Source organism: Aestuariivirga sp. (assembly GCF_965227715.1).
Taxonomy (GTDB): domain Bacteria; phylum Pseudomonadota; class Alphaproteobacteria; order Rhizobiales; family Aestuariivirgaceae; genus Aestuariivirga.
Genome location: NZ_OZ245771.1, coordinates 311553 through 337937, shown reverse-complemented (window position 1 = coordinate 337937; position 26385 = coordinate 311553). Strand labels below are relative to the sequence as shown.

Genomic DNA, 26385 nt, shown 5'->3' with positions numbered 1-26385 from the left:
CCTATATGAGGCCTGAAACCTGAACGGGACCATGAATGACAGTCGTCGTCGTTGAATCACCGGCCAAAGCCAAAACCATCAACAAATATTTGGGCAAGGATTTCAAGGTCCTGGCTTCATACGGCCATGTCCGAGACTTGCCCGCCAAGGACGGTTCCGTAAGGCCCGACGCCGATTTCGAGATGGATTGGGAGGTGGACGGAAAGTCCGCCAAGCGACTGTCCGACATTGCGGCGGCCCTTAAAACCGACGACCGGCTGATTCTGGCAACCGACCCTGACCGGGAAGGCGAAGCCATTTCCTGGCACGTCATGGAAGTGTTGCGCAAGAAGGGCGCACTCAAGGGCAAGGCCGTGCAGCGCGTGGTGTTCAACGCCATTACCCGCAGTTCCGTTCTGGAAGCGATGCAGCATCCGCGCGATGTCGATGCAGCACTGGTCGATGCCTATCTGGCACGCCGGGCACTCGACTATCTGGTGGGCTTCTCGCTCTCGCCGGTGCTGTGGCGAAAACTGCCGGGCTCCCGCTCGGCAGGCCGCGTCCAATCCGTGGCGCTGCGGCTGATCTGTGACCGCGAACTCGAAATCGAAGCCTTCCGCGCCCAGGAATACTGGACGATCGACGGCACCTTCACCACACCTCAGGGCCAGGAATTCCAGGCCGCGCTCAATTCGATCGGCACAAAGAAGCTCGGCAAGCTCGACATCAAGGACGAAGCCTCGGCGCGCGCCATCGAACAGGCCGTCAAGGGCCAGCCCTTCAAGGTGGACCAGATCGAGTCCAAGCCCGCGAAGCGCCACCCCTACCCGCCTTTCCGAACCTCGACCTTACAGCAGGAAGCCTCCCGCAAATTGGGCTTCTCCTCCTCCCGCACCATGCAGATCGCCCAGCGTCTTTATGAGGGGATCGATATCGGCGGCGAGACCGTTGGCCTCATCACCTATATGCGAACCGATGGCGTGGACATGGCGCCAGAAGCAATCGCCGCAACGCGCAACGCCATTCTCAAGAACTTCGGCGAGCCCTATGTGCCCTCCGTTCCGCGCCATTACACCACCAAGGCCAAGAACGCCCAGGAAGCCCATGAGGCGATCCGCCCCACTGAAATGTCGCGCCATCCAGGTGCGGTGCGCGGCAAGCTCGATCAGGACCAGTTCGCCCTTTATGAACTGATCTGGAAGCGCACCATCGCCAGCCAGATGGAAAGTGCGGAGCTTGAGCGCACGACGGCCGACATCGGCACCGATGGCAAGGACGGCAAGCACTATACGTTCCGCGCCAACGGCTCCGTCGTCAAATTCGATGGCTTCCTCAAGGTCTATACCGAAGGCCTGGATGACGCCGAGGATGAGGATTCCCGCAGACTTCCCGCCATGGCGCGGGGCGACTCGATTGGCGTCAAGAAGATCGAAGGGATCCAGCATTTCACCGAGCCGCCGCCGCGCTATTCCGAAGCTTCGCTCATCAAGAAGCTGGAAGAACTGGGCATCGGACGGCCCTCCACCTATGTCTCGATCCTCGAAACGCTGCGGACGCGCGGTTACGTGCGCATGGACAAGAAGCGCCTGATCCCCGAGGACAAAGGCCGCGTCGTCACTGCCTTCCTGGAGAGCTTCTTCAGGCGCTATGTGGAATATGATTTCACCGCCGATCTGGAAGAGCAACTCGACAAGGTGTCCGCAGGTGAGATCGACTGGAAGCAGGTGCTGCGCGATTTCTGGCGGGACTTCACGGCAGCCCTTGAAGACGTCAAGGAACTGCGCGTCACCAATGTGCTGGACGCGCTGAACGATCTGCTCGCCCCTCACATCTTCCCGCCGCGCGAAGATGGTGGTGACGCGCGAAGCTGCCCCTCCTGCGGCAATGGCCAGCTGTCGCTGAAGCTCGGCAAGTTCGGCTCTTTCATCGGCTGCTCGAACTATCCTGAGTGCAAATTCACCAGGCCCATGTCTCCCGGTGCCGAAGGGGCTGATGCCGTTCCGGCGGAAGGCGTGCTGCTGGGGGTGGATCCTGAGACCGGTGAGAATGTCACGCGCCGTGCCGGCCGCTTCGGCCCCTATCTGCAGCTGGGCGAGGCCGTCGAAGGCGAGAAGCCGCAGCGTGCCTCGATTCCCAAGGGCAAGAAGCCTGAGGAGATCACGCTGGAAGAGGCGCTGAAACTTCTCTCGCTGCCGCGGGAGATCGGCCTGCACCCGGAATCGGGCAAGCCCATCGTCGCCAATTTCGGCCGCTTCGGACCCTTCGTGCTGCATGACGGCACCTATGCCAATCTGGAATCGCCCGAGGACGTTTTCACCATCGGCATTAACCGGGCCGTGGACGTGCTGGCGGAAAAGAAGGCCCGCGGCTTCCAGCGCCCCAAGGCCAACGCGCTGAAAGACCTCGGCGCCCACCCCAATGGCGGCGGCAATATCCAGGTGATGAGCGGCCGCTACGGTCCCTATGTGAAGTTCGGCAAGGTCAACGCCACGCTGCCGAAGGACAAGGACCCGCAGACGCTGACGGTTGAGGAAGCCGTGTCCCTCATCGCCGAGCGCGAAGGCAAGAGCCCGGGCAAGAAGAAGTCCGCGCCCAAGAAATCCGCTGCGAAGAAGACACCCGCCAAGAAAGCACCGGCCAAGAAAGCACCGGCCAAAAAACCGGCGAAGAAGGCGGCAACCAAGACTGCGAAGCCAAAAGCAGCGTAAATTGCTTTCCTTCCCTTCTCCCGTTGCGAAGCAATTGGAGAAGGTGCCCGAAGGGCGGATGGGGGCCTCTCGCCACGAGTCCCGCCTGTTGAAAGAGGCCCTCATCCGCCTTTCGCGCCACCTTCTCCCATCGGCTGCGGTAGGAAAGGGAAACGTCAACCAGACCCGGAGAAACCCCATGCCCGTCGACTACCGTGCGATGATTCCCACCCTCTCCTACCGCAGCCAGGCCTTCATCAACGGGAAGCATGTGCCTGCGGCCTCCGGCAAGACCTTCGACTGCGTCTCGCCTATTGACGGCCGGGTGCTGACCCAGGTGGCGGAATGTGATGTGGAGGATGTGAACCGGGCGGTTGCCGCGGCGCGGGCCGTGTTCGAAAAGGGCAGCTGGTCCGCCTGCCACCCGGGCAAGCGCAAGAAGATCATGCTGAAATTCGCCGAGCTGATCGCCAAGCACAAGGACGAGCTGGCGCTGCTCGAAACTCTCGATGTTGGAAAGCCTATCTCGGCTTCGGCGGGCGGTGACATTCCGGGCGCGATCCAGGCCATCCAGTGGTACGCCGAGGCCGCCGACAAGGTTTATGACGAGCTCTCCCCCTACCGGCCGGACTCGGTCTCCCTCATCACGCGGGAGCCCATCGGCGTGGTCGCGGCGGTGGTGCCGTGGAACTATCCCCTTATGATGGCCTCCTGGAAGCTGGGGCCTGCCTTGGCCACCGGTAATTCGATCATCCTGAAGCCCGCCGAACAGTCCCCCTTGACCGCACTCCGCATCGCGGAGCTGGCGACGGAGGCGGGCTTGCCCGATGGCGTGCTGCAGGTTCTCCCCGGCTTTGGTGAAACCGCAGGCCAGGCGCTGGGCCGCCATATGGATGTGGACATGGTGGCCTTCACCGGCTCGACCACCGTGGGCAAATATTTCCTGCGCTATGCGGGCGAAAGCAACATGAAGCATGTCTCGCTCGAGACCGGCGGCAAATCGCCCAACATCGTGTTTGCCGATGCAGGCGATCTGGATCACATCGCCAAGGTCTCGGCCGATGGCGTATTTTTCAATTCGGGCCAGAGCTGCAATGCACCCACCCGTATTCTGGTCGAGCAAAGCATCAAGGATGAGTTCGTCGCGCTGATCGCCAAGCATGCGAAGCCGTGGACACCGGCGGACCCGCTCGATCCCGCCACCTCCATGGGGGCCGTTGTCGACCAGGACCAGATGAGCCGCGTGCTGGGCTATATCGAGGACGGCCGCAAGGAAGGTGCAACCATTGCAGCGGGAGGCCACCAGACCCGGAAGGACACGGGCGGCGCCTATATTGAGCCCACGGTATTCTCGGATGTCACCAACAGCATGAAGATCGCGCAGGAGGAGATTTTCGGGCCCGTCGTGGTGGCTGTCTCCTTCAAGGATGAGGCCGAAGCCGTGGCGCTCGCCAATGACTCGATCTATGGCCTCCAGGCCAATCTCTGGACGCGTGATGTGAGCCGCGCCCACCGCCTGTCACGCCGGCTCAAGGCTGGCACGGTGGTTGTCAACAATGTCTGGGGCTCCGACATCACCAATCCCTTCGGCGGCTACAAGCAGTCCGGCATCGGGCGCGACAAGTCCCTCCACGCGATGGACAAGTATTGCCAGGTGAAGAACACCTACATCCAGCTCTGACCGGCGCCGCGGCTTGGCCCGATAGTTGCTTATTCAATCGATTGAGTTGAACAGGCCAACATCGGGTGAGCACAGCCATGATCTGCCGCGTTACTGGTCAGTGTGAGGTGAAAAATTGGGCGCCTGACGTCCAGCCATCGCGGGATTGCCACGCGCATGCATGAGTTCGACCTGGCCCTGCGGCGCGTCTGGGGGGAGCAGCTCAGCAATTCGGCAGGCGTCGTGGCCGACTATATTCCTGAGCTCGGCCGGGCTAACCCCGATGATTTCGGGCTGGCCATCATGAGCGTGAAGGGCCGCCTCCATGCGGTGGGCGATGCCGAGAAGCTCTTCACCATCCAGTCCGTCTCCAAGGCCCTCGCCTTCTGCCTCGCCCTGCAGACGGCAGGCTACGACAAGGTCATCTCCCGCGTCGGATTCGAGCCGAGCGGCGATGCCTTCAATGCAATCGAGCTCGACCCCGTGACCCAGAAGCCGTTCAATCCGATGATCAATGCCGGGGCGATCGCCATTGCGGGGCTGTTGTGTCAGACGCTCGGCGCTTCCGCCTTTGAGCAAGTTCTCGACTGTTTTTCCGCCGCGGCGGGCCGGTCCCTCACCATCGATGACCGGGTTTACCGGTCCGAGAAGGAGACCGGAAACCGCAATCGTGCCATTGCCTATCTCCTGCTCGGCCACGGCCTCCTCAACGTCGACCCGGAAGAAGCGCTCGACGTCTATTTCAAGCAATGCTCGATTGCCGTGAGCGCGGTGGACCTGGCGGCCATGGGAGCAACGCTTGCTCACATGGGCCAGCAGCCGGCAACGGGGGCTGAGGTTTTCGACGTGTCGGCCGTGCGCCTGACACTCTCCGTCATGTTCACCTGCGGCATGTATGATTATGCGGGAAACTGGGCATGTGACGTAGGTATTCCCGCCAAGAGCGGCGTGGGCGGCGGCATCATGGGCGTCATCAACCGGCAGCTCGGCATTGCCTCTTATTCGCCCCGGCTCGATGCCAAGGGAAACTCGCTGCGCGGTGTAAAGAGTTTCAGTACGCTTGCCGAGGAGTTCGGCCTCCATGTGTTCGACTGCACCAATGCCGGATCAGCCGTTGCCGCCACCTATATGGCGTGAGGCATCTGACGGCGGCCGTTCAGACGTTTCGGGCCGCGCCTCGTTTTCGATCTCGGAATTGAGTTCTGCACCGGTCATCACGATCGCCGCTGACAGCCACATCCAGGTCATGAAGCCAATGGCAGCGCCGAGTGAGCCATAGGTTCCGTTGTAATCGGCGAAGTTCGCCGCATACCAGGAGAACAGCATTGAGAAAATCACCAGTGCCAGCGACGCCATCAGGCTGCCCGGCGTAATCCACCGCCACGGCACCTCCGGCCGGTCCGGCCCGTATCGGTAAAGCACGGCAAGCGCTGCGAGGATCAGGACGAAAATGAGCGGCCAGCGTCCCGCCCAGATCAGGAAATCGACGGCGGAACCGAGCCAGAACAGCTTGAGCAGGATGGGGACTGCTGCAATGGCGCCGATGAGGACGATGAGCCCCAGGATACCCGCAAGGGTGAAACCGAGGGACAGGAGGTTCAGCTGGAAGAAACCGCGCTTTTCCTCGGCATCATAGGCGATGTTGAGCGCGTCCATCATCGCCTTCATGGCCGCATTGGCACTCCACAATGCCACCAGCAGGCCTGCGATGGCCGCGAGGCTCAGCTTCGACTGGTCGCTCTGGGCGATGCGCGTCACCTGTTCGCCAATGATTGAGAGCGCACCGTCCGGCAGGAATGTTTTCAGTGAGGCCAGATGCTGCGAGATGCTGCCGGGATCGGCTACCAGCCCATAGGCGGAGACGAGCACCGTGATGGCCGGAAACAGCGAAAGGAGGCCGTAGAATGTGACGCCCCCAGCCACGGCGAGCACGCGGTCTGAGTTCACTTCCGAGAAGGTCCGCTTCAGAACGCTCCACCAGGCGGGGGCCGGAATATCACTGGGTGTTGCGGAGTGCTGGTGATCGCGCGGGATGCTGGACATGGCAGCTGAACGCTGCCCGGTTTCGCGGGGTTCCCGGATAATCGGGAGTGCTGCCGGATCAAGCCTTCTCCCGTCGCCAGGACGGAAGAAGGGTACCGATCATTCCTGCACGTCCGACTGTTCCGGCAGATGCATTTCGAGGGGCAGCTGTTCGGTTTCCGTGCCGTCGAGCGGCTCTTCGTCCGGCAGCAGGTCGTCGTTGCTGCGGGGCATCGGGATGTCGAAGCCGGGCGGCAGATTGGCGTCCAGCAGGCCAGCGCCTTTGAGTTCCTGGAGGCCCGGAAGGTCCCCCACCTCGTTGAGGCCAAAGTGGTTGAGGAAAGCCTCCGTCGTGCCGTAGGTGACGGGGCGGCCCGGCGTCTTGCGGCGGCCGCGCATGCGCACCCAGCCGATTTCGAGAAGCTGGTCCAGCGTGCCCTTGGAAATGGCAACGCCGCGAATATCTTCGATCTCGGCCCGCGTGACGGGCTGGTGATAGGCGATGATGGCCAGGGTCTCCATCGCGGCCTTGGAGAGTTTGCGCTCCTCCACCTTCTCGCGGCGGAGGATGTAGCCCAGATCATCGGCCGTCCGGAACAGCCACTTGCCGGCCACTTCGACAAGGTTCACGCCGCGATTGGCATAATTCGTCTTGAGGTCTGCCAGAAGTGCGGCCACATCCGTTCCCTCGGGCAGGAAGCCGGCCACATAGGCCGTATCGACCGGCTGGGCGGTGGCGAAGAGAATGGCCTCCACAATGCGCAAATGCTGGTTGCGGTCAGCCCGCGGGTGGCGGGTGACGGTGGCTGACGGCTGGTCCTCCATGCCTGATGAAGGCGGGGAATCGGACTCATCCTCTTCGCCTGCGATTTCCGCCGCAGCTTCGGTTTCGATGGCAGCCTCCGTGGCCACATCGTCTTCCAGGCCGGGAGCCACATGCGTGACGGCGTCTTCGATCTCCAGCGCGGCTTCTGCCGCAGCGGTGTGCGTCTGCATGGTCATCTCCTTTACTCCGTCACTTTACTGACGCGGCCTCACGCCGCATTCGCCCGCCGCCTGAGATAGAGTGGGCGGAACGGCCCCTCCTGCCTCAGCTCCAGAAGGCCTTCGCGCGCAAGTTCCAGGCTTGCGGTGAAACTTGACGCCGTCACCGAGCGGCGCATGCCGGGTTCCGTCAGATATTGCGCCAGCCAGATGTCGAAAGTGCCCCACTCGTCCATCACGCCCACCATGCGCTCGAGCGCGTTGCGGGCTTCCTTGATTGACCAGGTGGGGTGGCGCTTGGGCACATAGATCTGGTGCACCATCTTCTTCTTGCGCCGGTCAGCATAGGCCTTGAGGAGGTCGATGAGATTGTCGCCATATTCGCGGCGCGTATCGATGATGAGGGGTTCAGGGGCGCCGCGCGCGAACACGTCCCGCCCGAGCACGCTGCGCTTCATGAGGTTTTCGGAGGCCGTCCGCATGGCCTGAAGGCGCTGCAGGCGGAAGGCCAGCCTTGCGGCGAGGTCAGCCGGCTCCGCCTCTTCGCTGCCGGGAGGTACCGGGATCAGCAGGCGCGATTTGAGATAGGCGAGCCAGGCCGCCATCACCAGATAATCGGCCGCCACTTCGAGCTGGAGCCGCCGCGCTCTCTCAATGAATTCGAGATATTGCTCGGCGAGCCTGAGGATCGAGATGTGCTTCAGATCCACCTTGTGCTGGCGGGCAAGCTCCAGAAGCAGGTCAAGCGGACCTTCGAAGCTGCCCAGTTCGACGATCAGCATTCCGTCATCCGCCGCTGGCGGCACGAGTTCCGCCACGCGCAAGGGCGTCTCGCCATCAGGCCAGGCTGCCGGGGCGGCATCGGTTTCGGGTCTGGTCTCGTCTGGGCCGCTCACGCGTGGATCATCCTCGTTCGGTCACCTCCCTCAATACCAATGGATGGGGGGTGATTCGCGCTCTAGCCACAACTTATCCCCAGATTCAGCCGCTTAACAGCGCATCCAGATCGCTCAAGGCCTGTTTCCGGTCAAAGACTTGGGGCTTGCGGGCAGACTTGAGGGCGGCGCGCGCCCGGGCCAGCGCCCTGCCCTTGAGCGCCCCGGCGGCGGCGGCAACCTCTTCCATCTGATCCAGCTCACCATTGCAGTGGAGGACGATGTCACACCCTGCCGCAAGGGTAGCTTTGGTCTTCTCGGCGTAGCTGCCCGACAGGGCCTTCATCGAGAGATCATCCGTCATCAGCAGCCCACGGAAGCCGATCTGCTTGCGGATGACAGTGGAGATGATTTTCTTGGACAGTGTGGCCGGCAATTTGCGGTCCAGTGCGGTGTAGACCACGTGTGCGCTCATCGCCATTGGCGCGTCCGCGAGCGCTGCAAAAGGCGGAAAATCGATCGCCTCAAGTTCTGCCCGGGAGGCTTCGACCACGGGAAGCTCAAGGTGGCTGTCAGCCCTCGCCCGGCCGTGACCGGGAATGTGCTTGATCACGGGCAGCACCCCGCCATCGGCGAAGCCCGCCGCATGGGCCCGCGCCAGCGCCATGATGGGCTCGATGCGGTCAGAATAGGCGCGGCTGCCGATGATCTCATGGGCACCAGGCTGCGGCACATCCAGCACTGGCACGCAATTGGCAGTGATCCCCGCCTCGATGAGGTCAACTGCCATCAACCTGCCGACGTTGCGGGCGCTGCGGAGGCCGGTGAGCGGATCCTTGGCATAGGCCTCGCCATAGGCACGCGCCGCGGGGTAGCGCCGCCAGGCGTTGCTGGGTGGCCCCAGCCGCTGCACGCGTCCGCCCTCCTGATCAACGAACACCGGCGCATTCTTGCGGCCCACGGCTTGGCGGAAGGCACTGGTGAGGGCTTTCAGCTGGTCAGGCGTTTCGCAATTGCGGCGGAAGAGGATCAGCCCCCAGGGGCTGGTGCGGGCAAAAAACGCGCATTCTGCCGGGCTCAGGGCGTGGCCTGCGCAACCCGAAATGAAGGCGCCGATGGTCAAGCCTCAAGGACCCCGGACGATGCAGTCGCTCTCGCCGCCGCCAATGAGCGCGCTGCACACCTGCGTGGCGCTGCTGCGCGAGGAGACGGGGCCAAGCCCAAGCTGATAGCGCGTGCCGCCGGCGACACTCGTCTGGCGCACCTGAGACGGCAATTGGCCGACGACGGACGGATAGGCCTTGGCAAGCCTTGCATACTCGCTGCGCGCTTCGGATTCACTCCGGAAGGAGGCGAGCTGGATCAGATAACCGCCACCGGTTGCGGCCTGTTGCGGCGCTGCGGATTGGGTTTGGGCAGGCTTTGGCGCAGCTTTGGTCTGCTGCGCGGCGGAGGCCACTTGCGTGGGCTGCGCCACGGGAGCGGTGGCGGTGCCTGTGGTTCCTCCGGAGCCCGTCCCGTTGAACAGGTCGAAGATGGTCTTCTTCTTGGCGGCAGGTGCCGCAGGCGCGGCGGGCACTGCCGGTTCAGCGACCTGCGAGACGGGGGACGTGGTGGGCGCTGTCTGCTGTGCCACCTGCTTGGCGGGGGGCACCAGCACCACGGGGGCGGCACCCAGATCGTCAAAATTCTGTTGCTGTTGCTGCGCCTTCTTCTTGGCGGCGGCGGCCGCGGCCTTCTTCTTGGCGGCGGCCGTGGCGGCGGCGGAAGAGGCCTGCTGCTGGGTAGCCTGAGCCGCGGGCTTGGCGGGCTTGGGCGGCGGCGGATCGGGCGTTACGGGCGTTGCGGTGTTGTCGGCATTGATCGTCCCGGCATCCCCAGAAACAAGAGCCGCCCCGTCGGTGGCTTTTTCCGGGGGCGGCGGGGAGGCGTTGTCACTCGACGAGGTATCGGTTGTGAAGCTTGGTGGAGGCGGCGGTGCCGCCCCCTGATCCGGTTCCGCCGAGGCGGCTGCGACCTGCCCGGTTCCTTTCAGTCCGAGGCTGCCCTGCTGGTCACTGCCGGGAAGCGGCAGTGGCGGCGGCGGCTCCACCTCAGGCAGGCCCTGGCCCGTGGCGCCCTGGCCACCAGCATCAGGCGCGGGAATTGCCGTGCCGCCATTGGGCTCGATCTTCGGAACCTGATCGGGTGCCTGGCCGTCACCGGGGGCGACGGGTGTTTCCTCGGTCGGCTGCATCTGACTGCCGCCCGTCACTTCCTGTTCGCCCACGATCCGGTCATAGATCTGCTTCTTCTGAGCGGCGGGGGCAACACTCTGGCCATCGGCCGAGGGCGTTTCCGGCGCGACCTTGGCCGGCGCATCGGGCGAGGAGACGACGGGCACGCCATCGCTCGTGCCGGAGGAGCCGACGCCCGCCAGGTTCTTGAAGCTGTCGCTGTAGTACCAGACGACGCCGCCCGTCAGCAGCAGGCCGACCAGAAGCGCCAGCATCAGCAGCAAGGGGCCGCCGGAGCGGCGCGGTTCATCGGCGAAGGCATCGTCCCCGTCACGATAGGCGGACTGGTAGTCCCGCGCCGTGGCGCGGCCGCGCGGCGCCTGATCTTCCTCGAAGACCTCGTCAAATTCATCCTGCTGGGGCGCGCGGCCGCGTGCGGCGGGTGCCGGACGGCCGAGGCGGGGCACGGAGCGGCCCTCTTCCTGGTAATCATCCTCAGAATACTCGCGCGGCTCAGGCGCCCGGGCATAAGGATCAACCGCGGGAGGGCGACGGGCGGGAACACGGGCCGGCACATAACCGCCGGATTCCGAACCAAGGCCCGGGCGGGACGCACCCGGCACCTGAAGGCGCGGCGGCGCGATATAGCCCGAGCTGCCCGTATCCGTGGGCCGGAAAGGCGGTTGCGGCCGGGCACCGAGGCTGCCATTGGGCGTCGTCGGGCGCAGGAAAGGCGGCTGACCGCGCTCGCCACCCAGCGCAGGACGTGGCGGTGTGAGCGGTGCACCACCAAGGCTGGGGCGCGGCGGCGTTTCGGAACGGCCCTCATCAGCAAAGCTGAATTTGGGCCGGCTGCCGCCAGCGGGGGGCGGAATGGCGCCCGGGGTGCGGGCAGCAGGCGCAGGCGGCCTTGCGGAGGAAGACGGCGGCGGCGGGGCCTGGCGCGGCTGCGGAGCTGCGGGTTCCGGCGCCTTGGGTTTCGCCTCGGCACGGTTGCGGGCTGCCTGCACGCGCTGTTCAGCGAGTTTCTCGGCAGCAGCGCGCTGGGCCCGCAGCTTTTCAGCAAGGGCTTCCTGCGTGGCATTGTCCGGCGCCTTCGGGGTGGCGCGGGAGGGTGGTGGGGTTGGGGCGGGCGCTGGTGCAGCGGCGGCAGGTGCAGGCGCTGATTCAGGTCCGGCGGGAGGCGCCTGGCGGGCACCCGGGCGCGGCGCCATGGGTGCAGGCCGCGTGACCGGCTGGGGCGCACGCGGGGCTGGCTTTGCGGCACCTGCAGGCGGCGGCGATTGCGGCTGCTGCAGCGGCGGCTCTTCACGAAACTCATCGGACAGCTTCGGCAAGTCCTTGGCACCGATGCCGAGACGCTCGCGCCAGTTCCGCTTGTCCGGCCCTGAGCCGTTGCTCGAATCTTGATCCATCTGACCCTATCGCCTCTACATCTCTTCGGCGGGTCTCACCCCGAGGATCCGAAGGCCATTTCCCAAAACATATCTAATCGCACCCAAGAAGGCGAGACGTGTTGTGGTGAGTTTAACATGTTCTTTCAAAATAAATCTTAAATGCGGCGAGTCTTTGCCCTTGTTCCAAAGCGCATGAAAATCGCCAGCAAGGTCAAAAAGATAGAAGGCCACACGATGCGGCTCATGCGCTTGGGCCGCGGCCTCGACGAGCCGCGGGAATTCAGCGAGGCGGCGGATCAGGCCCAGCTCTGCTTCGTCCGTGAGCAGATTGAAATCGGGCGTCTCGGGCGCGAAGCCCTCTTCCGCGGCGTTGCGCATCACCGAACAGGTGCGCGCGTGGGCATACTGGACGTAGAAAACCGGATTATCCTTCGACTGTTCCGTGACCTTTGCAAAATCGAAATCGAGTGGCGCTTCGTTCTTGCGGAACAGCATCATGAAGCGCACGACGTCGGGGCCGACTTCATCCACCACTTCACGCAGCGTCACGAATTCACCCGCCCGCTTGGACATCCGCACCGGCTCTCCGGCGCGATAGAGTTTCACAAGCTGGCAGAGCCTGACGATCACATCAACCGACCCCCTGCCCGCCAGTGCTGCGGCCACGGCCTCGAGCCGCTTCACATAGCCCCCGTGATCAGCACCCAGCACATAAATCAGCTCGTTGAAGCCGCGCGAAATCTTGTTGCGGCTGTAGGCGACGTCGGACGCGAAATAGGTGTAGGACCCGTCTGACTTGAGCAACGGCCTGTCGATATCGTCGCCAAAATCAGTGGCGCGGAACAGCGTTTGCTCGCGGTCTTCCCAGTCTTCCGGAACCTCGCCCTTGGGCGGCGGCAAAGTGCCCTGATAGACGGTTCCCTTCGCCCGCAGATCAGCGATCGCGGCAGCAACCTCGCCGGAATCGTGGAGCGACTTTTCGGAAAAGAACACTTCCTGCCGGATGTTGAGGGCCGCGAGATCCTCGCGGATCAGCGCCATCATCATCTCCATGGACCGGGCGCGCACGACCGGCAGCCACTGGTCTTCTGCCATGCGTTTGAGCGCAGGACCATATTCCTGTGCGAGAGCCGCGCCGACCGGCTTCAGATAATCGCCCGGATAGAGGCCCGGCGGAATTTCGCCGATGGTTTCGCCCAAGGCCTCAAGGTAGCGGAGATAGGCGGAACGGGCCAGCACGTCCACCTGGGCGCCGGCGTCGTTGATATAATATTCACGCGTAACCTCATAGCCTGACTCAACCAGAAGCTGGGCCAGCGCATCGCCGAACACGGCGCCGCGCACATGCCCCACATGCAGGGGCCCTGTCGGGTTGGCGGAGACATACTCGACATTGGCCTTGCGCCCGCCACCGAGCGAGGACTGACCGTACGCATCACCTTCCGCAAGCACCGCATCAAGAACGCGCGGCCACACATGAGCATGCATCTTGAGGTTGATGAACCCCGGTCCCGCAATGGTCACACCGGCGATATCCGGGTGGGACGAAAGACGCGCCGCAATCGCCTCCGCCAGAACTCGTGGCGGCTTGCCGAAAGACTTGTTGAGGACCATCGCGGCATTGGTCGAGATATCGCCATGCGCAGCATCACGCGGCGGCTCTGCCGTGACGCGCGAAAAATCCAGACTGGTGGTGGACAAACCCTGTTCGGCCGCAACTGCCGAAACCGCGTCACGGACCACCTGCAGAAACTCAGCAAACAGGTTCATGTCTACATTTAAACTGTTGAATTAACGCCCTGCCGCCCCCTAGCGGAAAAGCGGATCAAGGTCAAACAGGCGTTTGTGCTGTTCGAGCGCATAACGGTCGGTCATGCCGGCGATGAAGTCACACACCTGGCGGGCATAAAGCCCGGTGTCGGCCGGGCTCGCCTGCTCCTGCCAGGTCAGCGGAAGAAGTTTTGGATCGCTCATATAGGCGTCGAAGAGATCATGCATCACGCGCCGCGCGCGAGCCATGATTTGTTCCACCTTTTCATGGCGATACATGCGATCGTTAAGAAATGACTGGAGCACGCGGTTCTTCTCCTGCATTTGCGCCCCAAAGGAGATGAGCGGCTGGCCCAGCGCCCGCACCTGGGCCGCAGACTGAGGTTTCAGGCTCTCCGCCCGGCGCCTCGTTTCGGCGATGACGTCGGAGACCATGTCCGACATCACGCGGCGCACGGTTTCATGCACGATCCGGTCATGCTCGAGATCGGGATAGAGGCTCAACACCCGGGACAGCGCTTCGCCCGCCAGTGGAACGTCCCCCAGATCGATCAGGCCGAACAGGCTGGCGCGGAGCCCGTCGTCAATGTCATGGGCATTATAGGCAATGTCGTCCGAAATGGCGGCAACCTGGGCCTCGGCCGAAGCGAAGGAGTGAAGCTCCAGTTCATGATCGGCGGCATATTCGAGGATGGCCTCGGGCAACCCCCTCTCGCGGTAGCGGCCCACGGGATCGCCCTCCAGATTGATGAGCGGTCCGTTATGCTTGACCAGGCCTTCGAGCGTCTCCCAGGTCAGGTTCAGCCCGTCAAACTGGGCGTAGCGGCGCTCCAGCTTGGTCAGGATCCGCAAGGACTGGGCATTGTGGTCGAAGCCGCCATAGGGTCGCATGAGCGCATCCAGCTCGCGCTCCCCGGCGTGGCCAAAGGGAGTGTGGCCAAGGTCATGCCCGAGGGCGAGCGCCTCCGCCAGATCCTCATCGAGCCCCAGCGCACGGGCAATGGAGCGGGCGACCTGTGCCACCTCAATGGTATGGGTGAGCCGCGTCCGGTAGTGATCGCCCTCATGATAGACGAAGACTTGCGTCTTGTGCTTCAGCCGCCGGAAGGCCTGGCAGTGGATGATCCGGTCCCGGTCCCGCGCGAAGGCAGAGCGGTAATCGCTTCCAGCTTCAGGGACCACGCGCCCGCGGGTCTCCTCCGGCAGGGAGGCATAGGGTGCGGTGAACCGCTGCATGGGAGAATCCGTTGACAAGCCGAGAATAGCACCCAACATACACCATCATGACCGTGTCCATCACCCTCACCAGCAGCGCTGCCACGCGAATCCGCGAAATCATCGCCAAGGAGCCCGGCAAGAACGCGCTCAGAATCGCGGTGAACGGCGGCGGCTGTTCCGGGTTCCAATATGATTTCCAGCTGGCCGAAGCGCCCGCGGAGGATGATCTGGTGATCGAGCATGGCGGCGCCAAGGCGCTCGTCGACCCGGTGAGCCAGGGTTTTCTGGCTGGCGCCGAAATCGACTTCGTGGATGATCTGATGGGCCAATCCTTCCGCATCAGGAACCCGAACGCCACCTCATCCTGCGGCTGCGGCACCTCCTTCTCAATCTAATCAATCTGACTTGCAGGCGCCGCACCTGGCCTCCATCATGCACTGATGAAAATCGCCACCTGGAACGTGAACTCGATCAAGGCCCGCTTGGACAACGCGCTCGCGTGGGTCGGGCAAGCCAAGCCGGACGTCCTGTGCCTGCAGGAGCTGAAGTGCGAAGATCACGCCTTCCCGGCCCCGGCCTTCGAGGCGCTGGGCTATAATGTGCTGGTGCACGGCCAGAAGACCTATAATGGCGTCGCCATTCTCTCAAAGCTTCCGCCGGAGGACGTGACCCGCGGGCTGGCTGGCGATGATGACGACGCCCAGGCGCGCTATCTGGAGGCCGTGTTCTCCACCAAGTCGGGCAGTGTTCGCGTGGCCTCGATCTACCTGCCCAACGGCAATCCTCTGGGTACGGAGAAATTCACTTACAAGCTGCGCTGGATGGACCGGCTCCATGCGAGGGCCAAGATGCTCCTCAAACTCGAGGAGCCCTTTGTGCTCGCTGGCGACTTCAACGTGATCCCCACACCACTCGATGCGAAATTCCCGGATAACTGGACGGGTGACGCGCTGTTCCAGCCGGAATCGCGGGCCATGTTCAGAACCCTCCTCAACCTCGGCCTCACCGATGCTGTGCGCCAGATCCATGGCGATGAAGCGGGGCTCTATACATTCTGGGACTATCAGGCCGGGGCCTGGCAGCGCAACAACGGCATCCGCATTGACCATCTGCTGCTCTCGCCGCAGGCGGCAGACCTTCTGAAGAGCGCGCAGATCGAGCGCGAGGTGAGGACGCAGGAGCGGCCGTCAGACCACGTACCGGTGATGATCACGCTGAAATAGCGCCTGCTTGCATCCAATGCGGCTTCGGCGGCAACGTCAGCAGCAAAAAAGCCCGCGAGCCAATTGGCACGCGGGCTTTTCGGAAACCGGAAAAACTTACTTGGGGGCCTTGACGCCGAAGGAGGCGAGCGAGGCTTCGAAGGGCTTGTAGACTTCCTTCGCGGTCGAAAGGTAAAGCTCGTTGATCTTGGTCATCTGGGCGACCAGGGCGTCATAGCTCTCCTTGGCGAGGCTCTGCTGAACCTCAAGCACCTTGTCGACCGACTTGACGGCGGACAGCTTCTCGAAAGCGGTGGTGCTCTTCTCGAAGGACTTGCGTGAGAAATCGGCAGCTTCCTGGGCAATGGCCTGGAAGCCCTTGGTCAGCGCGTTGGTGGACGCGACATAGGCCTCAAAACCGTCTTTGCCGAAGGACTGAAACTCTTCAAAGGACTTCATCATGGTTGCGTCTCCATTTGCCGCTAAGTGATGTGCCTAATATGTGCACTGCAACATGATTGTCAATGGCTTTTTGCACCGCACAATTGTATGACTTTAGGCGAAGGCGCCCGACGTGGCGGTTAACGTTCCTGTAACGGCCTGTGGACAAAACTCGCCCGCAGGACGTCCGGGATGGTTTGTGAAGGTTGAAGCGGCGGGGTGGCTGCGTCAGCCTTCTTGTGATAATGGTGCGCCTTCATCTGGGCAGCCACGTTAGTTTGGAGTGGGCATGCATATTGACGTTATCCGCGGCGGACGCTTGAGGCAGCGCCTGCTTCCGCTTCATTGGCGCGCCGCCATGCTGGCCTTTTTTGCCATTCTGGCGGCGGGACTGATTCCCGCCACGGCACTTGCGGCTCCAAAATTCGCCGCTCTCACGGTCGATGCGCGCACGGGCAAGCTGCTCTACTCCCAGGACCCGGACGGCCAGCGCCACCCGGCGTCTCTCACCAAGATGATGACGCTCTATCTGCTCTTCCAGGATCTGAGCACCGGCAAGCTGACCCTCAATTCACCCATCCGCATGACCAACCGTGCCGCCGGCATGGCGCCATCGAAACTCGGTGTGCGCGTGGGCCAAACGATCACAGTTGAAACGGCCATTCAGGCAATCGTCGTCAAGTCCGCCAATGACGTTGCCGCAGCCGTTGCCGAAAATCTGGCAGGCTCAGAAAGCGCCTTCGCCCAGCGCATGACGCGCACGGCGCGCGCGCTCGGCATGTCTCGCAGCACATTCCTCAATGCGTCGGGCCTGCCGAATCCCGGGCAAATCACCACGGCGCGCGACATGGCCACGCTGGGCCTGCGGCTGATGCGTGATTTCCCGCAATACTATCCTTATTTCCGCACCCGCAGCTTCGTCTACCAGGGCCGCACCATCACAGGCCACAACCGGCTTCTCGGAAGCTATGAGGGCACGGACGGCATCAAAACCGGCTACATCGCAGCATCGGGCTTCAACCTCGTCACCTCCGTCCGCCGTGGTGACAAGCGGCTGGTTGGCGTTGTGCTCGGCGGCCGCACCGGCGCCTCGCGTGATGCCTATATGAAGCAGATGCTGAGCCGCTATTTCGATGACGCGCAGAACGGCAAGAACATCGTGGCCAGTGCCGGATCCTCCAAGGGGGCGCTCGAGACACAGGAAGTCGCCGCCATTCCAGCACCCCAGGCGACCCCCGTCGTGAAGCAGGTGGCGCGCAAGGAAGCCGCCGCAAAGCGCATCACCAAGCGCAAGGGCAAGGCAGATGACGTCCAGGTGGCGGCTGCTCCGCAGGAGCCCGCCGAACAGGGCGACACGGAAGACGGCATGGCCGATCTCGCAGCCCAGGCTGCCTCACCGGCTCCGGTGAGCCTCGCCGAAGCCTCCGCCGCTGCCTCCGTGACCACTGAACACATTGAAACCGTGCCCCAGCCAATGCCCGATCAGCCGGTGGCTGATGCCTCCGGCACAGTGCCGTTCCAGGTAAAGACGCCCGAGCAGCAAATGGCTGATCAGGCGCAGGTCGCCTCGCTATCGCCCACCGCAGATGCCGGCTGGATGATCACGCTGGGTGACTATGCCACCAAGAATGACGCCCAGGCCGTGCTGCAGCAGATGCGGAAGAGAACGCCGTCCGTGCTCACCGGCAAGACTGCTCAGACGGTGATGGTGGAGAAGAAGGGCAAGATCACCTACCGCGCCCGCTTCACCGGGTTTGACCAGACGGCGGCCGCCACAGCCTGCAAGGCGATCAAGAAGCAGAAGACTCCCTGCCAGCCCCAGGGGCCGACCTAACAGCGAAACCGTCAGTCCCTTAGGAGCTGTTCCTTGGCTTCGTTGATCTTGGCGGCCAGGTAATCAGATCCGCCCATGTCCGGGTGTGCTGCTTTCATGAGACGGCGGTGCGCGGCACGGATATCGTCCTGGCTGGAGCCATCCTTGAGCCCGAGAATCGCCAGCGCTTCCGCACGGCTCATCTTGCCTGAGGGCGTGGAGGCGGTGGAACGCCCTGCCCCGCTGTTCCAGCTTTTCCGCCAGTCCGGGTGGGCACGCTCGATCCAGGCTTCGAGCAGCGCGCGGCTCTGATCCGCGGTGCTGGCACAGAGACCGTGGAGCGTCTGGGCTTCGGCCATTGTCAGGCTGGAGAGCTTCCGGCCCTTGAAGGGCCCCGTCAGCACCTCGCCATCCATGCGGCCCGTGTCATGGTCCAGCTCCATGGCGAGAATGCCCGTTGCCACCTTGGAGCGCTGCCCGGAGCTTTTCTGCTGCCACGGCATGCCATTGGGGAACAGCGACTGCTGGCCCATCAAGCCCGCCCCCAGCAGGAACAGCGGCATGGCAATATTGATCTGGCCGCGGAGCGCCAGGAGCCCGGCAAAGGCGATGACGCCGCCCCCCGCCACCTTGCGGATGAGGCCCCGCACCTTGGAGGGCTGGGCATTGGCGAAGGCCTTGATCAGCCACCAGCCGCCCACCACGATGACCAGACCCAAAATGAAATTCATCTGCCGTGCCCCTCAGCCCATCTGCCTGAGAAGCAGCGCCGCTGCCCCGCCATGCGAGGCCGAATGATTTTCAAGCGCCATGTAGCCACCCGCCGCATAGACGGCGACGGCGGCGAGAAGCTCCCGCAGGATGTTTGCAGCATCGGCACCAAAGTGGAAATAGGCGCCGCGCGTGAGCCGCGCGATCTCGCGGAAGCCCGCCTCGGCGGCGCGGTCCCGCCCCTCCTGAAACATGAACACGGGAACACCGAGAAGGCCCACTTCACCGGCAATGGCCGCCAGCGCGTCAATGGGCTCCTCAAGGGCATCCCCGATATAGACGCAGGCATTGACCTTGCCGGCCGTGGCCTCCGTCCGCAGGTGCTTCAGCACGCGCAGGATCTGGGTGGAGCCGCCTTGGCAGCGGATGCCGGACATCAGGCGCGCCAGCGTGGACGTATCAGGCGTCCACTTGGAGGCACGGCATTCACCAGCACCACGGAAATAGACGAGCTGCACATTAAGCCCGCCCACACGGCCCGCCTCTGCGAACATGTTGCCCTGGATGCCTAAGGCCATGTCCCAGCTGTGCTGGCGGCTCATGGTCGCGTCCATGGCTAGCACCAGGCGGCCGCTGCTTCCCGAGGGCTTGGGCGGCGCCGGCATCTGCCGCACGCGCTCCAGAAAGGCCTCAACATCGCCTTCCCCAGCGCCATCCTGTTTCTTAATGATCGGCATCGCGGTCAGGGGCAGCTCTGCTTGTCCAGCAGCGTCAGCTGGCTGAGCGTGCCACCCAGAGCGAAGTCGCCATAGTCCAGCACCAGCCCGGTGGCGACGCCGTTCTCATACATGTCGAAGCTCACTTGATATTCGGGCTCCTCGGTCTTGCCGTCGAGAGCGTAATAACTGACCGTGATCGGCCACGCGCCCAGGGTTTTGAGGGGCGCTGCGGCGGGATTGGCGGTGTCGCGCACAATGCTGCCCGGTGGTTTTTGACGGCCCACGAAGGAGATGGCGCGGAAGGACTTTTCCCCATCGGACCCATCGAAAACGATGCTCGAATCGCGGCCGCCGCCGGCCTCCCCCAGGGCCATCAGGCGCAGCTGGTGCTGCATGGGCAGGGCAGCGCCTGCAGGAATGGCGAAGGGCTCATTGGGTTTGGTGGAGAGAACGCCCTGCCCCTCAGCATCGGCGCTGGCGCGCGTCACCTTGATGCGGCCAGTGTCCTTCACCGCGCCATCCACCGTCTCTTTGAGCTGGTGGCGGAGTTCCGTGGCGCCAGGGCTCTCATAGGTCGTGGTCATGGTGTCGATGACCGTGACGTCGCCTTCGTCCGGGCGATACTTCGTGGCCATGCGGAAATTGACCGTGAATCCTTCACACGTCGAACCGTCGATCTCGAACGCAAGCTTGCCTGCCGCAGACTGCAGTGAGGCCCCCTCATTGGCGCGCAGCAGGGTCAGATCATAAATGGCCCGGTGCGGGGCCACCGTGGCGGCATCGGCTGCGCCCGCCACAAACAGGGCGGCCAGAAACGGCAGAACGGTTTTCAACCTTGAAACTCCTTTGGCACGGTGGTCCTATATGGGGGCCCGCCGGGCACCCTAACATAATCATCCCACGAAAAGAGGCAAAGATGGCGCCAACAGGGCCGGAGACCCCGCGTGTTCTCGTGACGCGGAAGATGATGCCGGATGCCGAGGAGCGCATCTCCAAGGTGTTCCGCGCCACGCTGAACCCGGATGACCGGCCGATGGACCTGGACGAGGTGCTGGAGAAGGCCGCCGCCCATGACGCGATCCTGCTCACCTCCTTCGACAAGCTGGGGCCGGAGTTCATTCCTGCCCTTCCGCCCTCGATCCGCATCATCGCCACGCATTCGGTGGGCTATGACCACCTCTCGATCCCGCAGGCGAAAGCCAAGGGCATCGCCGTCACCAATACGCCGGGGGTGCTGACCGATGCCACGGCGGACATTGCCCTGCTCCTGATTCTCGGCGCGGCGCGCGGCGCATCCTGGGGGGACCGCATGGTGCGGGAAAACCGCTGGGGCGCCACCACGCTGATCTCTCCCATGGGCTGTGACGTGTCGGGCAAGCGGCTGGGCATCCTTGGCATGGGCCGGATCGGCCAGGCCGTGGCCCGGCGCGCCAGGGGCTTCGGCATGGCGATCCACTATCATTCGCGGAACCCGGTGGCGGTGGAAGATGCGCAAGGGGCAATCTACCACGCACACTTTGAGGAGATGCTGCCCAGCTGCGATTTTCTCTCGGTCAACTGTGCCTCCACGCCTGAGACCCGCGGCATGGTGAACGCCCAGGCGATTGCGCTGCTGCCGGACGGTGCCATCATCGTCAACTCGGCGCGCGGCGACATTCTGGATGACGACGCACTGATCAAAGCGCTGATTTCGGGAAAGCTGGCGGCGGCCGGTCTTGACGTGTTTAAGGGCGAACCGGCGATCGACCCGCGCTACCGGACGCTGGAGAATGTGTTTCTTCTGCCGCACATCGGCAGCGCCACGCCCGGCACACGCAGCGCGATGGCGCACAAGTGCATCGACAACCTGGAGCAGTTTTTTCGCGGCGAGCGTCCGGCCGATTTGTTAACTTGACGACAGTCGCACGGGAAATACTGCATTCCTTGCGTGTTTTTGCTGATGAGTTTCGTAACGTTTTGAACAGAAGTAGCGTATAGCATCGGCTTCTCGCTACGTTTGAAGCGCTCCGGTTTGCGGTTGCAGCCGGGCCAATCAGGATCATTGCATGAGCATGCCCCGCATATTTTCGCCAACCCTGTGGATTGGCGCCCTGCTGCTGTCTGCCTCCCTTGGCTTAACCACGGCGAGCCCCGCAGAGGCCGCTTCGCTGAGCACGTCTCCTGCGAAGCCCAATGTGTTGCTGGTGCTGACCGACGACATCGGCATGGACCAGCTTCAGACCTATGGATATGGCGGCCTGACGGCTCCTGCGACGCCGAATCTGCAATCGATCTCTGCTGCCGGACTCACCTTCCGCAATGCCTGGACCATGCCCGCCTGTTCGACGGCGCGCGGCGTGCTCTACACCGGGCGCTATCCCTTCCGCACCAATCTCCTCGCCGCGCTGGGGCCTGACGATCTCGCCAACTCGATGATCTCTCCCTATGAGAACACGCTGCCCAAGGTGATGAAGAAGGCGGGCTACACTACCGCGCTGTTCGGCAAATTCCACGTCGGTCTGCAGGGCAACAACCCTTACGGCCTCGGCATGGTGAATGCGCTGGGCTGGGACGAATACAATGGCTGGCTTGACCAGACGGGAGATCCGTCCAGCATCGACACCACCGCAGGTGGCGTTGGCGCCACGGGACAATATCCGCTGGGCTATGTTCCGGGCTCACGGAACGGCGGAGCGGATTCCGGCGCTTGTTACGCCGCGGCAGGCGGATGCAAGATCATGTCCTCCGACAGGCTGTCCAAGAATCCCGCAGGCCGGGCCTGCCGGGACTCGGGCGGGATCTTCGTTCCCAAATCTGCGTGCAGCAAGAATGGTGGGAACTCTCTCGCCTTCTCAAACCTCAGTGCGCATTACGTGTCGCCGCTGGTGATCAACGGTAAGGCCATTCCCTATACCGATGTGCGCGCAAGGACCTTCCGCAACATCCAGCAGACGGACGCCGCAATCGCTTGGATCAAACAGCAGCAAACCTCGCGCAAGCCTTGGTTCGCAACCATTTCGACAGCCACCGTCCACACCCCCATGCAGCCGCCGCCGGTATCGACCCTTCCGAGCGACGCGCCGGACAGCAACGGCGTCGACCCCTCCTCGGCACCGGGACGCATCCTGATTGCCAATCAGATGATCCAGGCCATGGATTACGAGATGGGCCGCCTGTTTACGTCCATAGGCATCGCCACCAAGAAGAACGGCAAGCTGGTGTTGACGGCAACTGCCAGCAACACCGTGGTCATCTACGTGAACGACAATGGCTCTCTGGGCTCCCAGGTGCGCCAGCCTTTCGACCCGCAGCGCTCCAAGGGCACGCCCTACCAGACAGGCGTATGGACTCCGATGATCGTCGCCGGCCCCATTGTGAAGACACCCGGGCAGGAAACGGCCGGAATGGTCAATATCGCCGATCTCTATGAGCTGATCGGCACCATTGCTGGCGAGGACGTTCGCCGCAACAATCCGCGCCGCGTCGATTCAGTGCCGATGCTTCCCTATTTCACCAACATCAACAAGCCCAGCATCCGCAAGTTCGATTTCACAATGGTAGGCCCCAACATCCAGGCCAACGGCTCGATGAACGGGCCCTGCCAGTTCGCCAACTCCTGCTCTCAGATTCCGGTAACGAAGAGCGTGTGCGAAGACAATGGCGGTGTGTGGTTCGGAGCCCAGGCCACGGGCAGTTACAACAACGTGCCGATCCCGACCGATGGCTTCACTTATTGCTGCCAGGTTCAGGTCTGGGTGAAGGACAATGGCGGAACACCCGTCTCGGTTCAGCCGGAAACCGGTGTTGGCGTGCGGGACGATAGTGGCTTCAAGCTGGTTCGCAATCAGATGAATGACTACGACACCGATACCAATTCCTGCGTCGAGAAGACCTACAATGAGCTCTATGTGGTCACCCAGGGAAAGCCTCCCCTGCTCGACCGCGAGGATCTGATGATCCCTGAGCCCTACACCCAGGTTCAGCAGCAGAAGTTCGACCAGCTGACCGCCTACATGAACCAGGTTCTCGCATCCGACCCCGAGTGCACGGGCGATGGCAATGACGACGGCATCGTCAATGTCGAGGATCTGTGGAACTTCGACAAGATGCGCCTCCTGACGAGTGGCTCCAGCTGGTATGACATCAACGAGGATGGCGTGACCAACACCGCTGACCGTCAGCTGATCCTCCAGAACCTCGGCCACATCTGCAAATAGGCTCCCTGGCAGCACCCATGCTCATAAGGCATGGGTGCGCTTGACCCTCCGGGCGCAAGCGGCCAAGCTCGTCTCATTCACCGGGGCCGGAGTGCTCCGCATTGGGAGAGTTGAATGGGACAGATCGACAAGCGCCTCGCGGAACTGGGAATCACCCTGCCGGAAGCTGTGAAACCCGTGGCCAATTACGTGCCGTGGTCGCGCACGGGAAACCTCGTCTTCATCTCGGGCCAGGGCCCCATCGACAATGGCAAGATCACGCTGCAGGGCTGCCTGGGCGATACGATTTCGCTGGAGGATGGCTACAAATCCGCCAGGCTCTGCGCCATCAATGTGCTGGCACAGCTGAAGGACGCCTGCGGCGGGGACCTTGACCGCGTGAAGCGTGTGGTGAAGTTGGTGGGCTTCGTCAACGCCACAGCCGCCTTCACCGACCACCCCAAGGTCATCAATGGCGCCTCGGACCTGATGGTGGAGGTTTTTGGTGACAAGGGCCGCCATGCGCGCTCGGCCGTCGCCTCCCCGTCACTTCCCTTCGGCATTTCGACGGAAGTGGAAGCCATCATCGAAGTGGAATGAACATGGACCGCCTGGCACCTGCGCGCGCGGTGGGCTTTCTCACCGCGCAACCTATTGCCCATCGCGGGCTGCATGACTGGCGCAAAGGCGTGGCCGAAAACACCGCCTCGGCCTTCGCAGCTGCGATCGCCGGGAGCTATGCCATTGAATGCGATCTTCAGCTCACCAGCGATGGTGAAGCGGTGGTCTTCCATGATGAGCAGCTGGAGCGCCTCACCGAGGGCACGGGGCTTGTGAAAGACCTCACGGCAGCAGGGATGAAGCAACTCACCATCCGGCATTCAACCGACCGTGTGCAGACACTTGCCGAATTGCTGGCCCAGGTGAAGGGCCAGGTTCCGCTCATCATCGAACTCAAGTCCCACTGGGACGGCGATGAAAGGCTGGCGGTTCGGGCGCTGAAGGTGCTGAAGGACTATCGGGGCCCCTATTGCGTGATGTCGTTTGACCCGGACGTGATTGCCGCTGTCCGGCGTCTCTCCCCTGCAACGATCCGCGGCATCGTGGCGGAGCGTGCCAGCGATTCCTATTACAGCATGCTGCCGCTGGCAAAGCAGATGGAGCTCCGCACCCTTTCCCATCTGTCCCGGACGGTGCCCGATTTCGTGTCCTTCTATTTCGAGGAGCTTCCCTGGGCGCCAATCACCGCCCTGCGGGCCGATGGGATGCCGGTGATCAGCTGGACCATCCGCACCCCGGCGGAAGCCGCAATGGCGCGGCGGCAGTCGGACCAGATCACCTTCGAAGGTTTCACCGCCTGAGATGCTGAAAGCCGTCACCAGTGCCCTGTTGATTCCGCCTGACGCCTGGGACCGCCTGGCGAACCCTGCGGGCCAGGAGTTCAACCCGCTCGTCTCCCATGATTTCTTCCGCTGCCTGGAGGAGTCTGGATGCGCGGTGGCAAAGACCGGCTGGGCGCCGCGCCACCTGGTGATGGAGGATGAGGCCGGGCAAATCACCGGCATCGCGCCCTGCTACCGCAAGCGCCATTCGCAGGGCGAATATGTCTTCGACCATGGCTGGGCCGATGCCTATGAGCGCGCCGGCGGGCGCTATTACCCCAAGATGCAGGTGTCCGTTCCCTTCACCCCCGCCACCGGCCCACGCCTGATGGCCGTGACAGAAGCGGAGCGGCGCGAGCTGGCCTCGGGGTTGATTGCTCTGTGTACGGAGGAAAAGGCCTCTTCGGTCCATATCACCTTCCTGCCGGAACAGGATTGGCAGGCACTGGGCGGCAAGCTGTGGCTGCAGCGAACCGACATCCAGTTCCACTGGGCCAATCCGGGCTATGGCAGCTTCGATGATTTTCTCGCCTCTCTCTCCTCCCAGAAGCGCAAGAACATCCGCAAGGAACGTGCTTCCCTTGCGAAGAACGGCATCACCTTCCATGCGCTGACCGGCAATGACATTGCCGAGCGGCACTGGGACGCCTTCTATGAATTCTACATGGACACTGGCGCGCGCAAATGGGGTACGCCCTATCTCAACCGTGAATTCTTCAGCCTCATTGGCGGGTGCATGGCCGAGCACATTCTGCTCATCATCGCGGAGCGCGCGGGCAAGATGATCGCGGGCGCGCTCAATTTCATCGGCTCGCATGCGCTTTACGGGCGGAACTGGGGGGCGGTCGAGTATCACGACAACCTTCATTTCGAAACCTGCTACTATCAGGCGCTCGATTTCGCCATTGCCCGCAAGCTGGCGCGGGTTGAAGCGGGTGCGCAGGGTGGCCACAAGCTAGCGCGCGGTTATCTTCCGCAGAAGACCTACAGCCTCCATTACCTTGCCCACCCCGGGCTGCAGCGCGCCGTCGCGGACTATCTGGCAGCCGAGCGCCAGGGGGTTGAGGCCGAGCAGCAGGCCCTTGCGGCCCACACGCCATTTAGGCAGGAACAAGACTTCTGAACGGGTGACTG

Annotated in this window: 22 protein-coding genes; 11 read left to right on the top strand and 11 right to left on the bottom strand. The window is 63.1% G+C overall.

The genetic code is table 11. From position 1 onward, the window contains the following. The first annotated feature begins 35 nt into the window (after positions 1–35). From topA to glsA, 3 genes are all read left to right on the top strand, one after another. Positions 36–2687, top strand: coding sequence for a type I DNA topoisomerase (gene topA / locus ACO06F_RS01575; protein WP_421694950.1), 2652 nt, complete (start codon positions 36–38; stop codon positions 2685–2687). A 178-nt stretch (positions 2688–2865) separates the two neighbouring features. Further along, entirely contained in the window at positions 2866–4347 is a 1482-nt protein-coding gene (locus ACO06F_RS01570; protein ID WP_421694949.1) for an aldehyde dehydrogenase, read from the top strand. A 156-nt stretch (positions 4348–4503) separates the two neighbouring features. Beyond that, entirely contained in the window at positions 4504–5463 is a 960-nt protein-coding gene (gene glsA / locus ACO06F_RS01565) for a glutaminase A (RefSeq protein WP_421694948.1), read from the top strand. On the opposite strand, the gene ACO06F_RS01560 is transcribed toward glsA, so the two are convergent. From ACO06F_RS01560 to ACO06F_RS01530, 7 genes are all read right to left on the bottom strand, one after another. Further along, positions 5434–6369, bottom strand: coding sequence for a YihY/virulence factor BrkB family protein (locus tag ACO06F_RS01560; RefSeq protein WP_421694947.1), 936 nt, complete (start codon positions 6367–6369; stop codon positions 5434–5436). The two genes, glsA and ACO06F_RS01560, sit on opposite strands and share 30 nt — an antisense overlap. A 99-nt stretch (positions 6370–6468) precedes the next feature. Further along, positions 6469–7344 carry an SMC-Scp complex subunit ScpB gene (scpB, locus tag ACO06F_RS01555; protein WP_421694946.1) on the bottom strand — a complete coding sequence of 292 codons (876 nt, stop codon included), beginning with the start codon at positions 7342–7344 and terminating at the stop codon, positions 6469–6471. A 38-nt stretch (positions 7345–7382) separates the two neighbouring features. Beyond that, positions 7383–8228, bottom strand: a complete 846-nt coding sequence (locus ACO06F_RS01550) for a segregation and condensation protein A (protein ID WP_421694945.1) — start codon at positions 8226–8228, stop codon at positions 7383–7385. An 85-nt stretch (positions 8229–8313) separates the two neighbouring features. Beyond that, entirely contained in the window at positions 8314–9330 is a 1017-nt protein-coding gene (nagZ, locus tag ACO06F_RS01545; protein WP_421694944.1) for a beta-N-acetylhexosaminidase, read from the bottom strand. Positions 9331–9333: 3 nt separating this feature from the next. Then, a complete protein-coding gene (locus ACO06F_RS01540; protein ID WP_421694943.1) occupies positions 9334–11838 on the bottom strand; it encodes an SPOR domain-containing protein in 2505 nt (834 codons plus the stop codon). A gap of 15 nt (positions 11839–11853) precedes the next feature. Continuing rightward, the gene (gene argS / locus ACO06F_RS01535; RefSeq protein WP_421694942.1) at positions 11854–13590 is read right to left on the bottom strand and encodes an arginine--tRNA ligase; all 1737 of its coding nucleotides are present in this window, start codon (positions 13588–13590) and stop codon (positions 11854–11856) included. Positions 13591–13629: 39 nt separating this feature from the next. Continuing rightward, positions 13630–14826, bottom strand: coding sequence for a deoxyguanosinetriphosphate triphosphohydrolase (locus tag ACO06F_RS01530; protein WP_421694941.1), 1197 nt, complete (start codon positions 14824–14826; stop codon positions 13630–13632). 47 nt (positions 14827–14873) lie between these two features. On the opposite strand from ACO06F_RS01530, the gene erpA reads away from it, so the two are divergent. Both erpA and xth read left to right on the top strand, forming a co-directional pair. Continuing rightward, a complete protein-coding gene (gene erpA, locus ACO06F_RS01525; protein ID WP_421694940.1) occupies positions 14874–15203 on the top strand; it encodes an iron-sulfur cluster insertion protein ErpA in 330 nt (109 codons plus the stop codon). A 45-nt stretch (positions 15204–15248) separates the two neighbouring features. Further along, positions 15249–16031: an exodeoxyribonuclease III gene (xth, locus tag ACO06F_RS01520; protein WP_421694939.1), complete on the top strand. Its 783-nt coding sequence runs from the start codon at positions 15249–15251 to the stop codon at positions 16029–16031. A gap of 96 nt (positions 16032–16127) precedes the next feature. Here the strand turns inward: xth and ACO06F_RS01515 are convergent, their stop codons facing one another. Beyond that, positions 16128–16472 carry a phasin family protein gene (locus tag ACO06F_RS01515; protein ID WP_421694938.1) on the bottom strand — a complete coding sequence of 115 codons (345 nt, stop codon included), beginning with the start codon at positions 16470–16472 and terminating at the stop codon, positions 16128–16130. A 268-nt stretch (positions 16473–16740) separates the two neighbouring features. On the opposite strand from ACO06F_RS01515, the gene ACO06F_RS01510 reads away from it, so the two are divergent. Further along, complete coding sequence (locus tag ACO06F_RS01510) at positions 16741–18285, top strand: serine hydrolase (RefSeq protein ID WP_421694937.1); 1545 nt, start codon at positions 16741–16743, stop codon at positions 18283–18285. A gap of 11 nt (positions 18286–18296) precedes the next feature. Here the strand turns inward: ACO06F_RS01510 and ACO06F_RS01505 are convergent, their stop codons facing one another. From ACO06F_RS01505 to ACO06F_RS01495, 3 genes are read right to left on the bottom strand one after another with little or no spacing between them, the layout of a single operon-like run. Further along, positions 18297–18995 (bottom strand): molecular chaperone DnaJ, encoded by a 699-nt coding sequence (locus ACO06F_RS01505; RefSeq protein WP_421694936.1) that lies wholly within the window; start codon positions 18993–18995, stop codon positions 18297–18299. 12 nt (positions 18996–19007) lie between these two features. Further along, positions 19008–19712 (bottom strand): VWA domain-containing protein, encoded by a 705-nt coding sequence (locus tag ACO06F_RS01500; protein WP_421694935.1) that lies wholly within the window; start codon positions 19710–19712, stop codon positions 19008–19010. 5 nt (positions 19713–19717) lie between these two features. Continuing rightward, on the bottom strand, positions 19718–20527 hold the full coding sequence (locus ACO06F_RS01495) for an EipB family protein (protein ID WP_421694934.1): 810 nt from the start codon (positions 20525–20527) through the stop codon (positions 19718–19720). Positions 20528–20610: 83 nt separating this feature from the next. On the opposite strand from ACO06F_RS01495, the gene ACO06F_RS01490 reads away from it, so the two are divergent. The 5 genes from ACO06F_RS01490 (at position 20611) to ACO06F_RS01470 (ending at position 26374) form a co-directional block, all read left to right on the top strand. Next, entirely contained in the window at positions 20611–21588 is a 978-nt protein-coding gene (locus ACO06F_RS01490; protein WP_421694933.1) for a 2-hydroxyacid dehydrogenase, read from the top strand. A gap of 151 nt (positions 21589–21739) precedes the next feature. After that, entirely contained in the window at positions 21740–23890 is a 2151-nt protein-coding gene (locus ACO06F_RS01485) for a sulfatase-like hydrolase/transferase (protein WP_421694932.1), read from the top strand. 114 nt (positions 23891–24004) lie between these two features. Beyond that, the gene (locus ACO06F_RS01480; RefSeq protein WP_421694931.1) at positions 24005–24469 is read left to right on the top strand and encodes a RidA family protein; all 465 of its coding nucleotides are present in this window, start codon (positions 24005–24007) and stop codon (positions 24467–24469) included. Positions 24470–24471: 2 nt separating this feature from the next. Next, on the top strand, positions 24472–25230 hold the full coding sequence (locus tag ACO06F_RS01475) for a glycerophosphodiester phosphodiesterase family protein (RefSeq protein ID WP_421694930.1): 759 nt from the start codon (positions 24472–24474) through the stop codon (positions 25228–25230). Between the two features lies 1 nt (position 25231). Then, positions 25232–26374 carry a GNAT family N-acetyltransferase gene (locus tag ACO06F_RS01470; RefSeq protein ID WP_421694929.1) on the top strand — a complete coding sequence of 381 codons (1143 nt, stop codon included), beginning with the start codon at positions 25232–25234 and terminating at the stop codon, positions 26372–26374. The last annotated feature ends 11 nt before the right edge of the window (positions 26375–26385 follow it).

What these genes read in the sequence shown, in the direction of transcription:
- topA (WP_421694950.1), top strand. Translation starts at nt 36, where the DNA reads ATGACAGTCGTCGTCGTTGAATCACCGGCCAAAGCCAAAACCATCAAC.
- ACO06F_RS01570 (WP_421694949.1), top strand. Translation starts at nt 2,866, where the DNA reads ATGCCCGTCGACTACCGTGCGATGATTCCCACCCTCTCCTACCGCAGC.
- glsA (WP_421694948.1), top strand. Translation starts at nt 4,504, where the DNA reads ATGCATGAGTTCGACCTGGCCCTGCGGCGCGTCTGGGGGGAGCAGCTC.
- ACO06F_RS01560 (WP_421694947.1), bottom strand. Translation starts at nt 6,369, where the DNA reads ATGTCCAGCATCCCGCGCGATCACCAGCACTCCGCAACACCCAGTGAT.
- scpB (WP_421694946.1), bottom strand. Translation starts at nt 7,344, where the DNA reads ATGCAGACGCACACCGCTGCGGCAGAAGCCGCGCTGGAGATCGAAGAC.
- ACO06F_RS01540 (WP_421694943.1), bottom strand. Translation starts at nt 11,838, where the DNA reads ATGGATCAAGATTCGAGCAACGGCTCAGGGCCGGACAAGCGGAACTGG.
- argS (WP_421694942.1), bottom strand. Translation starts at nt 13,590, where the DNA reads ATGAACCTGTTTGCTGAGTTTCTGCAGGTGGTCCGTGACGCGGTTTCG.
- ACO06F_RS01530 (WP_421694941.1), bottom strand. Translation starts at nt 14,826, where the DNA reads ATGCAGCGGTTCACCGCACCCTATGCCTCCCTGCCGGAGGAGACCCGC.
- erpA (WP_421694940.1), top strand. Translation starts at nt 14,874, where the DNA reads ATGACCGTGTCCATCACCCTCACCAGCAGCGCTGCCACGCGAATCCGC.
- xth (WP_421694939.1), top strand. Translation starts at nt 15,249, where the DNA reads ATGAAAATCGCCACCTGGAACGTGAACTCGATCAAGGCCCGCTTGGAC.
- ACO06F_RS01515 (WP_421694938.1), bottom strand. Translation starts at nt 16,472, where the DNA reads ATGATGAAGTCCTTTGAAGAGTTTCAGTCCTTCGGCAAAGACGGTTTT.
- ACO06F_RS01510 (WP_421694937.1), top strand. Translation starts at nt 16,741, where the DNA reads ATGCATATTGACGTTATCCGCGGCGGACGCTTGAGGCAGCGCCTGCTT.
- ACO06F_RS01505 (WP_421694936.1), bottom strand. Translation starts at nt 18,995, where the DNA reads ATGAATTTCATTTTGGGTCTGGTCATCGTGGTGGGCGGCTGGTGGCTG.
- ACO06F_RS01500 (WP_421694935.1), bottom strand. Translation starts at nt 19,712, where the DNA reads ATGCCGATCATTAAGAAACAGGATGGCGCTGGGGAAGGCGATGTTGAG.
- ACO06F_RS01490 (WP_421694933.1), top strand. Translation starts at nt 20,611, where the DNA reads ATGGCGCCAACAGGGCCGGAGACCCCGCGTGTTCTCGTGACGCGGAAG.
- ACO06F_RS01485 (WP_421694932.1), top strand. Translation starts at nt 21,740, where the DNA reads ATGAGCATGCCCCGCATATTTTCGCCAACCCTGTGGATTGGCGCCCTG.
- ACO06F_RS01480 (WP_421694931.1), top strand. Translation starts at nt 24,005, where the DNA reads ATGGGACAGATCGACAAGCGCCTCGCGGAACTGGGAATCACCCTGCCG.
- ACO06F_RS01475 (WP_421694930.1), top strand. Translation starts at nt 24,472, where the DNA reads ATGGACCGCCTGGCACCTGCGCGCGCGGTGGGCTTTCTCACCGCGCAA.
- ACO06F_RS01470 (WP_421694929.1), top strand. Translation starts at nt 25,232, where the DNA reads ATGCTGAAAGCCGTCACCAGTGCCCTGTTGATTCCGCCTGACGCCTGG.